The following is a 14,250-nucleotide window of genomic DNA, read 5'->3' as shown; positions in this document are numbered from 1 at the left end:
AGCCCTGTGAGGGGTGGAGTTGACCGGTACTAATAGGCCGAGGGCTTGTCCTCAGTTGCTCGCGTCCACTGTGTTGTTCTGAAACAACGACCCGCTCTTTTTGAAGAGCGTGCGGTTGACAGTTTCATAGTGTTTCGGTGGTCATAGCGTGAGGGAAACGCCCGGTTACATTCCGAACCCGGAAGCTAAGCCTTACAGCGCCGATGGTACTGCAGGGGGGACCCTGTGGGAGAGTAGGACGCCGCCGAACAATTCTTCAGAAGAACCCCCATCCGGGTCCCGGATGGGGGTTCTTCGCGTTGTCGGGGTGTTGGTCGAATGATCATGCGGCGTTCGCTGGAGGACCGTGTACATGACGGTTCGTGGGCCCCTATGGTCGAGCCTTCTCGTCCGACCATGCACTCACGACGCGAAGGACACCACGTGGCCTCCATCGACCGGCGCCGTTTCCTCCAACTGGGCGGCGCCTCCGCGGCCGCCGCCGGCCTCGCCGCCTTTCCGCCCGCGGTTGCCAAGGCCATGGCGCTGCCCGCGATCGGCAGGACCCGTTCGATCGAGGACGTCGAGCACGTCGTCATCCTGATGCAGGAGAACCGTTCCTTCGACCACTACTTCGGCACCCTGCGCGGCGTCCGCGGGTTCGACGACCCCCGGCCCACGCTGCTGCCGAACGGCCGGCCGAACTGGCACCAGCCCGCCGCCGCCGTGAAGACCGGCCGCTACCACGACCGCGGCCTGCCGGCCTCCGAGCAGGAGGTGCTGCCCTGGTACATCGACCCCCGGAACACCACCGAGTACCAGGCCGGTACCGACCACGGCTGGAGCAGCGGCCACCTCGCCTGGAACGAGGGGCGCCACGACCAGTGGGTGAACCAGAAGCAGGACGTCATGACGATGGGCCACCTCAAGCGCCAGGACCTGCCGTACCACTTCGCGCTGGCCGAGGCCTTCACCGTCTGCGACGCGTACTTCTGCTCCGTCCACGCCGACACCGCCCCCAACCGGATCTACCTCTGGACCGGCACCAGCGACCCGCGCAACGCGTACGGCCGCCGGCCCAACGGGCCCGGCCTGTGGGAGCGCAACGACACCAACGGCTACACCTGGACGACGTACCCCGAGCGCCTGGAGTCGGCCGGGGTCAGCTGGAAGCTCTACCAGGGCGGTTCGGGCGAGCCGGGCACGCCGACGGACAACTACACCGACAACTCGCTGATGTTCTTCGAGCGGTACCAGGTGGCCGAGGGCGCGTCGGGCCCGCTGGTGGAGAAGGGTGCCACCGACCACACGCTCAAGGAGTTCCGGGCCGACGTCGAGCAGGGCCGGCTGCCGCAGGTCTCCTGGATCGTCCCGCCGTACAAGTACAGCGAGCACCCCTCCGCGACGCCCACCGACGGCGCGTACTACATCAACCTCGTACTGGACGCGCTCACCGCGAACCCCGAGGTCTGGGGGCGGACCGTCTTCCTCATCAACTACGACGAGAACGACGGCCTGTTCGACCACGTCGTCCCGCCGATGCCGCCGGTCGCCAGCCGTCCGGGCGGCCCGGGCATGGTCTCCGCCGACCTGGAGGCGAGCCTCGGCGACGAGCTGCTGGACCTCTCGAAGTACCCGGGCGAGATGAGCCCGCTGGTCCCCGGCGCCGACCCGGGCGGCCTCCAGCCGATCGGCCTCGGGCCGCGGGTGCCGCTGATGGTCATCTCCCCGTGGTCGCGCGGTGGTTGGGTCTGCTCGGAGACCTTCGACCACACCTCGGTGCTGCGGTTCCTGGAGGCCCGTTTCGGCATCGAGGAGCCCAACATCAGCGCCTGGCGCCGGTCGGTCTGCGGCGACCTCACCTCGGCGCTCGACTTCCGGGGCACCGACCCGCGGCGCGTCCGGATCCCGGTGCCCGCGCCGATCGCCTCGCAGGGCAAGCCCTACCAGGTGCCGCTGCCGCAGCGGATGCCCACCCAGGAGCCGGGCACCCGGCCTGCCCGCGCCCTCCCGTACGACCTGCGGGTCAACGAGGAGGAGACGGACACCGCCGGGCAGTTCCGGCTCGAACTGGAGAACCGGGGCTCGGTCGGCGCGTGGCTCTACGTCTACGACCGGACGGCGCCGACGGCCGCCCCGCGCCGCTACACCGTCTCGGCCGGCGACACCTTCGCCGACTTCTGGCCGCTGACCGGCGCCGGCGACTACCACCTGGCCGCCCACGGCCCGAACGGCTCGGTGCAGGAGTTCGAGGGCACGGCCCGGGCCGGGCTGGTGGCGCGCTTCGACCCGTCGAAGAACCAGGTGCGCGTCACGGTCGCCAACCACGGGCCGGTGGCCAGGACGGTCACCGCCGAGAACGCCTACGCGAAGGGCTCGAAGCAGAGCCGCTCCCTCCGCCCCGGCGCCTCGGCCCGGTTCACCTTCGAGCTGCCCGTCGACCGCCGCTGGTACGACGTCACGGTCGCGGCCGCGGACGGTCCGGCCTTCCGCCGCCGCTGGGCCGGACACCTGGAGAACGGCCGCCCCGGCACCAGCGACCCCGGCCCGCGCTGACCGGACGGGCCTCCGTGGACGGAACCGGCCCGCGCTGACGGGCCCTCGTCGACCGCTCCGGTCGACGGGGGCCCGGGCGGTCAGCCGCCCCGGCGGGGCAGCCAGGTCCGTCGGCGCGGGCCGGCCACCGTGCCGACGGGCGGCGAGTGGAGGGCGGCCACGGCGCTGCGGATCAGGATGCGCACCCCCTCGGCCGCCGTCTCCGCCGACATCGACGCGCTCGTGTCCCGGCCGGACACCTGGCTCGGCAGGTACGGCAGACGCGCGAACCCTCCGCGCAGCTCCGGGCGTTCGGTGGCGATCAGGTGCGCCAGCCCGTAGAAGACGTGGTTGCAGAGGTGGGTGCCGGCGGTGTGCGAGACGGTGGCCGGGATCCCGGCCAGCTGGACCGCCGCCACGCAGGCCTTGACCGGCAGCGAGGAGAAGTAGGCGGCCGGGCCCTCCGGCACGACCGGCTGGTCGACCGGCTGGTTGCCCTTCCGGTCGGGAGCGCGGACGGCGTCGTCGAGGTTGACCGCCACCCGCTCGACCGTGAGGTCCGGGCGGTTGCCGCCCTGGCCGGTGGCGATGACCAGGTCCGGCTCGAACCGGGCCACCGCCCGGCGCAGTTCGGCGATCGAGTCGCCGTACACCCAGGGCAGCCCGGCGAACTCCAGGGCCACTCCGGCCGGCGGACCGGCGGCGACCAGCCGGCCCGCCTCCAGGGACGAACTCAGGGGATCGCGGCCGAACGGTTCGAAGGCGGTCAGCAGGACGCGGATGATGGCGGACCTCCCAGCGTACGGGAACGTACGGAACCGATTTGTGCCTTCGAGCGTAGGGCCGTCCCGAATGTCCCGGCAAGCCCCGCAGGTCGCGGTCGGGCACCGTTGGACACCGGGACTTCACCCGGCGTCAGGTCCGGCGCAGCGCGCCGTCCGCACGGAGCGAGTCGAGGGTGGGGTAGCCGTCGACGGCCATCAGGAGGTCGGCCTCGGCGAGCAGTGACCGCAGCACGTGGACGATGCCGTCGGTGCCCTCCAGCGCCAGGCCGTAGGCGTACGGGCGGCCCACGCCGACGGCGGTGGCGCCGAGGGCGAGCGCCTTGACGACGTCGGTGCCCGAGCGGACGCCCGAGTCGAAGAGGACGGGCAGTCCGTCGGCGGCCGCGACCACGTCGGGGAGCACGTCGAGGGCGGCCAGGCCGCCGTTGGCCTGGCGGCCGCCGTGGTTGGAGCAGTAGACGCCGTCGACGCCGCCGTCCCTGGCGCGGCGCACGTCCTCGGGGTGACAGATGCCCTTGAGGAGGATCGGCAGGTCGGTGAGCGAGCGCAGCCAGGGCAGGTCGTCCCAGGTCAGCGGGTTGCCGAAGACGCCGGCCCACTCCAGGACGGCCGCCCGGACGTCCTCCTCCGGCGCCTTGGCGAGGCGGGCGCGGAACACCGGGTCGGAGGTGTAGTTGGCCAGGCAGTGGCCGCGCAGCTGCGGGAAGTTGGCGGTGGCCAGGTCGCGCGGGCGCCAGCCGGTGACCCAGGTGTCCAGGGTGACGACGATGCCCCGGTAGCCCGCGGCCTCCGCCCGGTGCACCAGGCTCTCCGCCAGTGCCCGGTCGGTGGGGGTGTAGAGCTGGAAGAAGCCGGGGGTGTCGCCGAACTCGGCGGCCACCTGCTCCAGCGGATCGACCGTCAGGGTGGAGGCGACCATCGGGACGCCGGTCCGGGCGGCGGCCCGGGCGGTGGCCAGGTCCCCGTGCCCGTCCTGCGCGCACAGGCCGATCACCCCGATCGGCGCCATGAACAGCGGGGTCGGCAGCCGCTGGCCGAACAGCTCCACCGACAGGTCCCGCGTGCTCGCGCCGACCATCATCCGCGGCACCAGGCCCCACCGCCCGAAGGCGGCCACGTTCGCGCGCTGGGTGGACTCGTCGCCCGCGCCGCCCGCGACGTAGGAGAGCACCGAGGGCGGCAGCGCCGCGCCCGCCCGCGCCTCCAGCTCGGCGAAGGCCATCGGCAGTGTCGGCAGGACGCCGCCGAGCCCGCGCAGGTAGATCTCGGTCTGGTAGTCGCCGAACCGCCCCTGGAACGCCGGGTCACTCTGCTGGTCGACCATCCGCCGGCCGTCCTTCCGTCCGCACCCGCCCGGGACCGTCCCGGCCGGCGCCGCCCGCCCACCCCGCAGGACGGGCGGGCGGGTCGACGGCACCCCGGCATTCTCGCCACGAACCGTGCCGACGGCCAGGGTCGGGGCGCGGGTGTTCAGGGTGTCGGCTCGGGACGCACCCGGTGGCCGTACCGCCACACGGTGGCCGCGGCGAGCAGGGCGACCGCCCCGCCGAGCAGCATGACCGTGGCGGGGGAGGAGTGGTCCACCACCAGCCCGCCGGTCAGCGCGCCGATCGAGAAGCCGGCCTGGAACGCCGAGGTGAAGACCACCCCGGCACCCTCCGGGGCGTGCGGGGCCGCGGCGAGGAACCAGCTGAGCGAACAGACCGGGACGGCGCCGTACGCCACGCCCCAGAGGGCCAGCAGGACGGCGGCGCCCGGACCGCCGGTGCCCAGCAGCGGCAGCAGCAGGGCCGCGGCGGCGAGCAGGACGGCCGCCGTGCCGAACACCGGACGCAGTGCCCCGGCCGCCCGGCCGCCGGCCAGGACGTTGCCGAGCAGTCCGGCGGCGCCGTAGCCGAGCAGCAGGGCGGTGACCAGGCCGGGGCCGGCGTGGGTGGTGCCGGTGAGGAACGGGGTGACGTAGGTGTAGCTGCCGAAGTGGGCCGGCACGATCAGGAAGGTCACCGCGATCCCGGTCCGGGTGCCCCGGCCGGCCAGCAGTCCGCGCAGCACGCCCAGCCCGGTGGCGGTCAGCGGGGGCAGCGGCGGCAGCGACCGCAGGAGGGCGGCCAGCGCGAGCACGGTCAGCGCCGCCATCGCCAGGAAGGCCGCCCGCCAGCCGGCCACGGAGCCGAGGAACACCCCCGCCGGCACGCCGAGCACCGAGCCGAGCGGGACGGCGGAGAAGATCAGCGTGTTGGCGCGGGCCTGCCGGTGCTCCGGGACGAGGCGCGGGGCGAGCCCGGAACCGATCGACCAGAACGCCCCGATGACCAGACCGAGGGCCACCCGGGCGGCCAGCACCGCCCAGTAGGCGGGGGCCAGGGCGCTGAGCAGGTCCGCCAGGGTCAGGACCAGCAGCAGCGCGCAGAGCATCGTCCGCCGGTCCGCACGCCTGGTCGCGACGGTCACCACGGGGGCGGCCACCGCGGCGACGATGCCCGGCAGGGTCATCATCAGCCCGGCCGTGCCGTCGGAGATCCGGAAGGTGGCGCCGATCGGGGTCAGCAGGCCGATCGGGAGGATCTCGGTGGTGACGATGGAGAAGACGCCGGTCGTCACGGCGAGGACGGCGAGGGTGCCGCCGCCGTTGCGGGGGCGGGACTTCGGGGTGGGCGGCTTCGGGGTGGGCTGGGTCGAGCTGAGGGTGGTGCCGGTCGGCATGCCGGAGGTCCCGTCGGTGGGTGGTGGGTGTGTCACCCGAAGTCCACCAATCCGACCGGGGGTTGGGCTGGCGTGAATCCGACGTCAACGCTTCCGCGCGGGGCCGGCGGTCCGGCGTCGCCCTGCGGTTCGGCGCGGCCCGGGGCCCGGTGCTAGTCGGCGGCGTGGCGCCGTCTGGCGCGGTGCGCGATCTCGCCGAGGATGCGCTGCCAGGTCGGCGAGGCCTCGGCGAGCCGGGAGAAGATCACCGCCTGGTTCCCGGGCCGGCTGCTGTCCCGCCCGTGGGCGACCTCCCACGCGTCCAGGTCGTCGATCAGCCGGTCCACGCGCGGATCGTCCGGTGCCCAGTCGAGCGACTGGTCGCAGAGCAGGAACAGCCGCGTCGTCTCGGGGTCGTCGAAGCTTGCGTTCTTCTCCTGGATGCCCCGGCGCATGGCCTCCGGGTCCAGGGCCTGGTGCAGGATCCAGGTGTCGCGTTCGAGCCGTACCGACTGTTCGCCGACCCCGAGCGCGCGCATCCGGTCCAGGATGGCGACCACCTCGGGCGGCAGGGCGAGCCGCTCGCCGCTCGCCAGGTCGGCGATCCGGCGGCGGTGCTCGGCGAGCTGCTCGATCCGGCGCTCCAGTTCGGCGTCGAGGTCGGCGACGGCGGCGGCGAACTCCTCGGGCCGTGCCCGCAGCATTTCGTCGATCCGGGCCAGCGGCACGCCGGCGTCGGCGAGCGTCCTGATCCGGATGAGGTCGACCGCCGCCTGAGCGCTGTAGCGGCGGTAGCCGGAGCCGTCGCGTTCGGGCTCGGGCAGCAGTCCCACCTGGTGGTAGTGGCGCACGGTGCGTACGGTCACGCCGGCGGTCGCGGCGAGTTGACTGATCGTCAGCACCGTTGCGCTCCTGTCGTGTTGACGGCCTGCGGCCGGGGTGGTGCCAGGGGCTGGGGTCGAAGTCTAGGTGCGGCCCGCCCGGTCCACGACGTCGCGGATCGCCTGGACCACGGCGTCGGCCCGCTCGAAGACGAACTGGCTGTGGCCGGTGTCGGGGAGGATACGCTGCTCCCCGTCCGAGACGGCGTCCACCATGGCCGCGTACAGCCGCGTCTTGCCGTCGTGCATCGCCCGCAGGGCCTCTTCGGACATCAGTGCCCGCTGGCCGGGGTCGACGCCCAGCGGGGTGAGCGCGATCAGCGGGACGTCGGGCAGGTCCGCCCCGGCCCGCAGCTCGACGGCCAGGTCGGCCATCGAGGCGCGCTCGGCGATGCCGGCGTGGATCCAGCGCTCGCTCACGTGGTACTCGACCACCGCGTCCCGGACGTCCGCCGGGAAGTCCACGAGCAGTTCCGCGGCCATCTGCCGGATGCCCGGGAGCGCCTGCCGCAGCTGCTCTTCGGTGGGCGACAGCCGCACGCTGGCGGCCAGGCTCGCCTCGGCGGGCATGTAGTCGTCCCAGTCCCGGTGGAAGGCGTCCAGCCAGACCAGCCCGGCCACGTCCTGCGGGTAGCGCTGGGCGAAGCCGTGGGCGTAGGCGCCGCCGAGCGAGTGCGCGACCAGGACGTACGGGCCGGGGACGCCCTGGGCGTGCAGCAGTTCGTGCAGTTCGGTCGCCACCTCGGCGGCGGTGCGCGGCAGCGCGGCGTCGTCGCTGAAGCCGGTGCCGCCGCGGTCGTACACCACGGCGGTGGTGAACCGCGAGGCCCCTTGCTGGACGCCGAAGTAGTCCAGGCCGATGGCGCTCGCGCCGGGCAGGAGGACGACCGCGGGCCCGCCCGTGCCCTGGCGGTGCAGGTAGAGGCGGCGGCCGTCGATCTCCTGGAAGCCGCCGACCGGGGGGTGGAGCGGAGTGCTGGAGGTGCTCTCGTTCGTCATGCGGCAAGCCTGCAACCCTGACGTAGCGTCAAGGTCAAGCGTCCGGTCGCGGGACTTCCCCGGGAGGGGCCGGGCCGCCGTCGCGGGGGGCGTCAGGGGCTCGGGGCGTTCGGGGCGGCCGTGGTGGTGAAGCGGTTGCGGAACTCGGTGGGCGTGGTGCCCAGCCGGCGGGCGAAGGCGCGGCGCAGGGTCTCGTCGCTGCCCAGGCCGCTGAGCCGGGCGGCGGTGGTGATGCCGTGGCCGTCGAGGAGCAGTTGTTGGGCGCGGTCGAGGCGGACGCGCTCGACCCAGCGGGCCGGGGTGGTGTTCAGCTCGGCCTGGAAGAGCCGGGTCAGGTGGCGGGTGCTGACGGCGGCCGCGGCGGCCATCGCGGGCAGGCTGTGGTCGGCGCCCGGGTCGGCGAGGACGGCGTCGGTGAGCGTGCGCAGCAGGCCGCTGCGGGCCGGCGGGGTGGCCAGGGCGGTGGAGAACTGCGACTGGCCGCCCGGGCGCTGCACGAAGACGACCAGCTCGCGGGCGATGGCGCGGGCGGCCTCGGCGCCGTGGTCGTGCTCGACCAGGGCGAGGGCGAGGTCGATGCCCGCGCTGATGCCGGCGCTGGTGTGGTAGCGGCCGTCCCGGACGTGCAGGGCGTCGGGTTCGACCCGCACCCCGGGGTGGCGGAGCGCGAGGGCGGTGGCGTGGCGCCAGTGGGTGGTGGCCCGGCGGCCGTCGAGCAGCCCCAGCGCGGCGAGCACGAAGGCGCCGCTGCACACCGAGGCGACCCGCCGGGCCCGCCCGGCGAGGCCCTCCGCGGCGGCGAGCAGGGGCGCGTCCGGGCCCCGGGCGGCCAGGTGGTCGGCGCCGGCGACGACCAGGGTGTCGAGGGGTTCCCGGGGGCCGGGTGCTCCCTGGGCGTCCTCCGGTGCGGCGGTGTCCGCCAGGGCCACGCCGTTGGAGGCGGTGACGGTGCCGCCGCCCGGGGAGACCAGGACGGTCCGGTACGGGTGGCCGAGCCGGCCGGCCTGGTGGAACACCTCCAGCGGACCGCTGACGTCGAGCAGCGTCACCCCGTCGAACACGAGGAAGGCGACCAGGCGCGTCATGTCCGAATCCGAGGTCCTGCTGTCCGTACCGACATGGCGGCAGCGTACGCCACCGGGCGAGGGTGGAGGAGTCGACCGAACAGCCCCCGAAACGAATGAACGCGGAGGAACCATGACGAACGAGACGATCGCGGGCGTGCGCGTCCCGGACAGCGCCCTGGCCCGGGAGGCGACCGAACTGGTGCGGGAGGCGGCCTCGCCCCTGCTGTTCGACCACTCGCGCCGGGTGTTCCTGTTCGGGGCGCTGCGCGGCGCCGAACAGGGGCTGGAGTTCGACCCGGAGCTGCTGTACGTGGGCGCGATGTTCCACGACCTCGGCCTCACCGGCCGCTTCGCCCGGACCGACCAGCGCTTCGAGATCGACGGTGCCGACGAGGCCCGCCGCTTCCTGGCGGCCCACGGCATCACCGGCGAGCCGGCGCAGCGGGTCTGGACCGCCATCGCCCTGCACACCACCCCGGAGATCCCGTTGCACATGGCGCCGGAGATCGCCCTGATCACCCGCGGCGTGGAACTGGACGTGCTGGGGATCGGCTACCACGCGATCTCCGCGGAGCAGCGGGCCGCCGTGGTCACGGCCCATCCGCGGCCCGACTTCAAGAACCGCATCCTGGCCGCGTTCACCGACGGCATCAAGGCCCGCCCGGACACGACCTTCGGCAACGTCAAGGCGGACGTGCTCGCGCACTTCGTGCCCGGCTTCGAGCGCGGCGACTTCGTGGAGGTGATCAAGGGCTCCGAGTGGGGGGAGTGAGCCGGGGCGGGCCTTCGGCTGAGGGGTTCTGGTCGCGGGCGTTGGATGCGGGCATTGGCCGGGGGCGCTGGACGCGGGCATCGGTCGGGGGCGTTGGACGCGGGCTTCTGAGGGCAGCCCGGGGGCCCGGTCGGCGTCGCCCGGCCGGGTTTGACGGGGGCTCGGGGTTCCACCACCCTTCCACTAATCGAATAGTGAAAGGGTACTTTGCCGATGCCCGCTCCCTCCTCCGTGTCCCGGGCCGTTCCGAGTACGGCCGCTCTTCCGTCCGTACCGCCCCGCGCCCGCCGCCCCGCCCCGCTCGCGTGGGGCCTGGCGGCCGGGTTCGCCGCGCTGTACGCCTGCGTCGCCGTCAACCGGCACCGGCGCGGCCTCACCAAGGCCTACGACCTGGGCATCTTCGAGCAGGCCGTCCGGGCGTACGCCCACGGGCAGGCGCCGATCGTGCCGCTCAAGGGCCCCGGCTACCACCTGCTCGGGGACCACTTCCACCCGCTGATCGCGGTCCTCGCCCCCGCCTACCGGGCCTTCCCGAGCCCGCTCACCCTCGTCGTCGCCCAGGCGCTGCTGATGGCGCTGGCCGTCGTCCCGCTGACCCGCTGGGCCCACGAGGTGGCCGGGCCGCGGGTGGCGCTGCTCGTCGGCTGCGCCACCGGGGCCTCCTGGGGGATCGTCCGGGCGGCGGCCGACGACTTCCACGAGATCGCCTTCGCCGTCCCGCTGCTCGCCTTCGCCGCCACCGCACTCGGCCGGCGCCGGCCGCTCGCCGCCGCGCTCTGGTCGCTGCCGCTGCTGCTGGTCAAGGAGGACCTCGGGCTGACGGTGGCCGCCGTCGGGGTCCTGATCGCCTGGCAGGCCCGGCGGGAGCGGCACAGCAGCCCACTGCCCGGACTCGCCCTCGCCGCCGTCGGGCTCGCCGCGACCGCGCTCACCGTGCTCGTCGTGCTCCCGGCGTTCAACCCGAGCGGGAGCTTCGACTACTGGCAGCAGCTGGACGGCGGCGGGCAGGGCGGGCAGGCCTCGCTCTGGGAACTGCCACTGCGGCTCGGCTGGCCGCCGGTCAAGTGGCTGCTGCTGTTCCTGCTCGCCGCCACCGCCGGCTTCATCGGCCTGCGCTCACCGCTCCTGCTGCTCTGCGTGCCCACCCTCGCCTGGCGGCTGTTCTCTTCCAACTCGCACTACTGGGGCGTCAGTTACCACTACAGCGCGGTGCTGATGCCGATCGCGTTCGCGGCCCTGGTGGACGTCCTGCGCCGGGTTGACGCGGGTCGCCGGGGTGACGCGCGCCGCCGCGTCGAGGTGCGCCGGGCCAGGCGCGGACTCGCCGTCAGTGCCCTGGTGGCCGCCGTGACGCTGCCGCTCTACCCGCTGCACGAGGTGGTGATGCCCGAGGCCTGGCGCACCTCGCCCCGGCTCACCGAGATCCGGGCGCTGCTCCACCGGATACCCGACGACGCCACCGTGGCCGCCTCCAACCGGCTGGCGGCCCAGCTCACCCGCCGGACGGAGGTCACCCTGGTGTGCCGGACGCCGGAGGGCCCTGGCCCGCAGTGGGTGGCCGTCGACCTGCGCGACCCGAGCGTGCAGGCCCCGTGCGCCACCGCCGACACCGCCCGGATGCTGGCCGTCTACCGGGAGCGCGGCTACCGGCCGCTGGTCGAGCAGGACGGCCTGCTCCTGCTGCAACGCCCCTGAGCCGCCTCCCGGGCCGGACAACCCCCGAGCACCGGACAACCCCAGACCAGACGGCTTTGGATCGGACACCCCCGGGTCCGGCTTGACCTGCGCGGCGCCGTGCGCCACCATTCCACTATTGAACTAGTGAAAGGCTGAATCGCCGGTGATCGAGTACCGCATCGAGCGGCGCAGCGGCGTCTCCACCTACCAGCAGATCGTGCAGCAGACCAAGCAGGCCCTGCGGCTCGGACTGCTCCAGCCCGGAGACAAGCTGCCGACCGCCCGAGAGGTGGTCGAACTGACCGCGATCAACCCCAACACCGTGCTGAAGGCCTATCGCGAGCTCGAACGCGAAGGCCTGGTCGAACCCCGCCCGGGGCTCGGCACCTTCGTCCGGCGCTCGCTCGCCCGGCCGGAGGCGGCGGCGGACGGGCCGCTGCGGGCGGGCCTGGTCGGGTGGGTGGACCAGGCCCGGGAGGCCGGACTGGAGCGCGAGGACATCACCGCGCTGATGGCCTCCGTCCTGGAGCAGCGCTTCGACACCGGGGTCTCTGCTTCTGGGGCCTCCGACTCCGACGACGGGGTCTGAGGCTCCGAAACCGGGGGCCGAAACCGGGGCTCCGACGCCGGGGCGCCGACATCGGGGGGCCCAAACCCCGACGCCGGGGCCTGCGGCTCCCCGGCAACACCGAACCGAGAACAGTGGGGGGACCGGGTGGACGACCCGACGACCACGGCGCCCGCGACGGCGCCGGCCCTGGAGGCCGAAGGCCTCGGCAGGAGGTACCGCGGCGGCTGGGCGCTGCGCGGCTGCGACGTCACCGTCCCGGCCGGGCGGATCTGCGGCGTGGTGGGCCCCAACGGCGCGGGCAAGAGCACCCTGCTCTCCCTCGCCGCCGGCCAACTCGCGCCCACCGAGGGCGGAGTGCGGGTGCTCGGCGCCACCGCAGGTGCGCCCGAGCTGCGCGCCCGGGTCGCCTACGTGCCGCAGGACAAGCCGCTCTACCCGGGCCTCACCGTCGCCGAGACGCTGCGGATGGGCCGCGAGCTCAACCCGGTGTGGGACGAGGCTGTGGCCCAACAGATCGCAGAGCAGGGCGAGTTGAACCCCAAGGCGCGGATCGGCTCGCTCTCCGGCGGCCAGCGCACCCGGGTCTGCCTCGCCCTCGCCCTCGGCAAGCTCCCCGACCTGCTGCTGCTTGACGAACCGATGGCCGACCTCGATCCGCTCGCCCGGCACCAGCTGATGGGCACGCTGATGTCGGTCGCCGCCGAGCGCGGCGCCGGCATCGTGCTGTCCTCGCACATCCTTCCCGAGCTGGACGGCGTCATCGACCACCTGCTCCTCGTCCAGCGCGGACGCGTCCGGCTGGCCGGTGACCTGGAGGAGATCCTCGACGGGCACCGACTGCTCACCGGGCCGGCCGCCCAGGGTTCCTCCCTGGCCGCCGAGACGGTGGTCGAGCAGCGCGTCAGCGGCCGCCGGGCCGTCGCCCTGGTCCGCACCGACGAGCCGGTGGACGGCGACTGGGAGAGCGAACGCCCGAGTCTGGAGGACCTGCTGCTCGGCTACCTCCGGGCCTCCGCCGACACCCCCGCCGACAACCCGAACCGCGTGAAGCCCGACCCGAACGGGGTGGCCGCATGAGCACCGACGTCCTGCCCGACCGGGCCCCCACCTCCGCACCCGCCGACCGGCGGCCCGCCACCCCCGCCCTGCGCGGGCTCATCTGGCTGACGCTCCGTCAGAACCGCTTCCTGCTCTGGACCCTGGGCGTGCTGCTCGTCCTCGCGGTGGCGGACCTCGTCTGGATCCACGTCGCCCTCCGCCACATCATCGGCGTCCTGCGGCGGACCGGCTGCTACTACCCCGACTCCTGGTCCGACTCCGAGTGCTGGGCCCTCCTCGCACCGATCAACCGCCCCAACTTCTGGTACCTGGAGGTCCTCCAGCCCGCCGTCACCGTCCTCCCGCTGCTGATCGGCGTGTTCATCGGCGCCCCGCTGCTGGCCCAGGAGTACGAACGCGGCACCATCCGGCTGATCCGCGCCCAGTCCGTCAGCCCGGCCCGCTGGCTGGCCGTCCGCCTCGCCGTCCCCGGCCTCGCCGTCCTGGCCGTCAGCGGTGTGATCGCCGTCCTGATGACCTGGGTGTGGTGGACGGACATCGCACACGGTCCGGACGCCTTCGACCCGCCGTTCCAGTTCTTCACCTACCCGGCCATCGGCCTCGCCCCGGTCGCCTGGTCCCTGTTCGCGCTGGCCCTCGGCGTCCTGGTCGGCCAACTCGTCCGCCGCACCCTCCCCGCGATGTTCGCCACCGGTGCCCTCGTCGCCACCGCCCACGGCCTGGTCGTCTGGGCCCGCCCGCTCTTCTACCCGGTCGTGGAACAGGTGGCCCCCGTGGGCACCGCCCAGCCCACCAACGCCTGGCTCATCGACCAGGGCGTCATCTTCCCCGACGGCACCCGCGTCACCACCGACTCCTGCGCCCTCAACACCACCTGCAACACGGCCAGCGCCTCCTGGCTCCGCTTCCACCCGGCCGCCCACCTCACCCCCATCCAACTCGTCGAAGCCGGCATCCTCCTGGCCCTTGCCGCGGCCCTCCTGATCGCCGTCTTCCGCCGCATCCGCGCCTGACGCGACGGTTGTCCGCGGCGTCGAAAACCGCCGCCGACAGTTCCTATTCCTCGTCAATCCCCCGGCACCGCCGGGGGATTTTCCGTGTCCGAAACCGCCTGGTCGGGCGGCACTTCAGGTGTTCGATGGCAGGAAATGCGTTCGCTTTCCTGTGCCGTTGAAATGGCCATCCGAATTTCCGCCGAGTGAAAGTCGGCCATCGGTCGGCGGGAATTCGGCCACTCTGGCCC

12 protein-coding genes and 1 rRNA gene are annotated in these 14,250 nt (G+C 73.6%); 7 read left to right on the top strand and 6 right to left on the bottom strand.

Annotated features, from left to right (window positions below; all coding sequences use genetic code 11):
* The first annotated feature begins 133 nt into the window (after positions 1 to 133).
* Both rrf and ACFU7Z_RS04865 read left to right on the top strand, forming a co-directional pair.
* Positions 134 to 250 (top strand): 5S ribosomal RNA (gene rrf / locus ACFU7Z_RS04870).
* 173 nt (positions 251 to 423) lie between these two features.
* On the top strand, positions 424 to 2,535 hold the full coding sequence (locus ACFU7Z_RS04865; protein WP_380776128.1) for a phosphocholine-specific phospholipase C: 2,112 nt from the start codon (positions 424 to 426) through the stop codon (positions 2,533 to 2,535).
* An 80-nt stretch (positions 2,536 to 2,615) separates the two neighbouring features.
* On the opposite strand, the gene pcp is transcribed toward ACFU7Z_RS04865, so the two are convergent.
* The 6 genes from pcp to ACFU7Z_RS04835 form a co-directional block, all read right to left on the bottom strand.
* Entirely contained in the window at positions 2,616 to 3,299 is a 684-nt protein-coding gene (gene pcp, locus ACFU7Z_RS04860) for a pyroglutamyl-peptidase I (protein WP_079272827.1), read from the bottom strand.
* A 130-nt stretch (positions 3,300 to 3,429) separates the two neighbouring features.
* Positions 3,430 to 4,623 (bottom strand): alpha-hydroxy-acid oxidizing protein, encoded by a 1,194-nt coding sequence (locus tag ACFU7Z_RS04855; protein WP_380776125.1) that lies wholly within the window; start codon positions 4,621 to 4,623, stop codon positions 3,430 to 3,432.
* A 146-nt stretch (positions 4,624 to 4,769) separates the two neighbouring features.
* The gene (locus tag ACFU7Z_RS04850) at positions 4,770 to 6,002 is read right to left on the bottom strand and encodes an MFS transporter (RefSeq protein ID WP_380776122.1); all 1,233 of its coding nucleotides are present in this window, start codon (positions 6,000 to 6,002) and stop codon (positions 4,770 to 4,772) included.
* Positions 6,003 to 6,154: 152 nt separating this feature from the next.
* Positions 6,155 to 6,883 carry a MerR family transcriptional regulator gene (locus tag ACFU7Z_RS04845; protein WP_380776119.1) on the bottom strand — a complete coding sequence of 243 codons (729 nt, stop codon included), beginning with the start codon at positions 6,881 to 6,883 and terminating at the stop codon, positions 6,155 to 6,157.
* Between the two features lie 63 nt (positions 6,884 to 6,946).
* Entirely contained in the window at positions 6,947 to 7,861 is a 915-nt protein-coding gene (locus ACFU7Z_RS04840) for an alpha/beta fold hydrolase (protein WP_380776116.1), read from the bottom strand.
* A 92-nt stretch (positions 7,862 to 7,953) separates the two neighbouring features.
* Positions 7,954 to 8,946: a GlxA family transcriptional regulator gene (locus tag ACFU7Z_RS04835; protein ID WP_380776113.1), complete on the bottom strand. Its 993-nt coding sequence runs from the start codon at positions 8,944 to 8,946 to the stop codon at positions 7,954 to 7,956.
* A gap of 112 nt (positions 8,947 to 9,058) precedes the next feature.
* On the opposite strand from ACFU7Z_RS04835, the gene ACFU7Z_RS04830 reads away from it, so the two are divergent.
* From ACFU7Z_RS04830 to ACFU7Z_RS04810, 5 genes are all read left to right on the top strand, one after another.
* The gene (locus ACFU7Z_RS04830) at positions 9,059 to 9,700 is read left to right on the top strand and encodes an HD domain-containing protein (protein ID WP_380776110.1); all 642 of its coding nucleotides are present in this window, start codon (positions 9,059 to 9,061) and stop codon (positions 9,698 to 9,700) included.
* A 213-nt stretch (positions 9,701 to 9,913) separates the two neighbouring features.
* Positions 9,914 to 11,395 (top strand): DUF2079 domain-containing protein, encoded by a 1,482-nt coding sequence (locus ACFU7Z_RS04825; RefSeq protein ID WP_380776108.1) that lies wholly within the window; start codon positions 9,914 to 9,916, stop codon positions 11,393 to 11,395.
* Between the two features lie 145 nt (positions 11,396 to 11,540).
* Entirely contained in the window at positions 11,541 to 11,966 is a 426-nt protein-coding gene (locus ACFU7Z_RS04820) for a GntR family transcriptional regulator (protein ID WP_049651617.1), read from the top strand.
* 126 nt (positions 11,967 to 12,092) lie between these two features.
* A complete protein-coding gene (locus ACFU7Z_RS04815; RefSeq protein ID WP_380776105.1) occupies positions 12,093 to 13,025 on the top strand; it encodes an ABC transporter ATP-binding protein in 933 nt (310 codons plus the stop codon).
* A complete protein-coding gene (locus tag ACFU7Z_RS04810; RefSeq protein ID WP_380776102.1) occupies positions 13,022 to 14,020 on the top strand; it encodes a hypothetical protein in 999 nt (332 codons plus the stop codon). Before ACFU7Z_RS04815 ends, ACFU7Z_RS04810 begins: the two co-directional genes overlap by 4 nt.
* Positions 14,021 to 14,250: the final 230 nt, after the last annotated feature.

Source organism: Kitasatospora sp. NPDC057518, assembly GCF_042802075.1.
Classification (GTDB): domain Bacteria; phylum Actinomycetota; class Actinomycetes; order Streptomycetales; family Streptomycetaceae; genus Kitasatospora.
Note: the sequence above shows the minus strand (reverse complement) of the source record. Positions and strands in the feature narration are given on the sequence as shown.

What these genes read in the sequence shown, in the direction of transcription:
- ACFU7Z_RS04835 (WP_380776113.1), bottom strand. Translation starts at nt 8,946, where the DNA reads ATGACGCGCCTGGTCGCCTTCCTCGTGTTCGACGGGGTGACGCTGCTC.
- ACFU7Z_RS04810 (WP_380776102.1), top strand. Translation starts at nt 13,022, where the DNA reads ATGAGCACCGACGTCCTGCCCGACCGGGCCCCCACCTCCGCACCCGCC.
- ACFU7Z_RS04855 (WP_380776125.1), bottom strand. Translation starts at nt 4,623, where the DNA reads ATGGTCGACCAGCAGAGTGACCCGGCGTTCCAGGGGCGGTTCGGCGAC.
- ACFU7Z_RS04850 (WP_380776122.1), bottom strand. Translation starts at nt 6,002, where the DNA reads ATGCCGACCGGCACCACCCTCAGCTCGACCCAGCCCACCCCGAAGCCG.
- ACFU7Z_RS04840 (WP_380776116.1), bottom strand. Translation starts at nt 7,861, where the DNA reads ATGACGAACGAGAGCACCTCCAGCACTCCGCTCCACCCCCCGGTCGGC.
- ACFU7Z_RS04825 (WP_380776108.1), top strand. Translation starts at nt 9,914, where the DNA reads ATGCCCGCTCCCTCCTCCGTGTCCCGGGCCGTTCCGAGTACGGCCGCT.
- ACFU7Z_RS04830 (WP_380776110.1), top strand. Translation starts at nt 9,059, where the DNA reads ATGACGAACGAGACGATCGCGGGCGTGCGCGTCCCGGACAGCGCCCTG.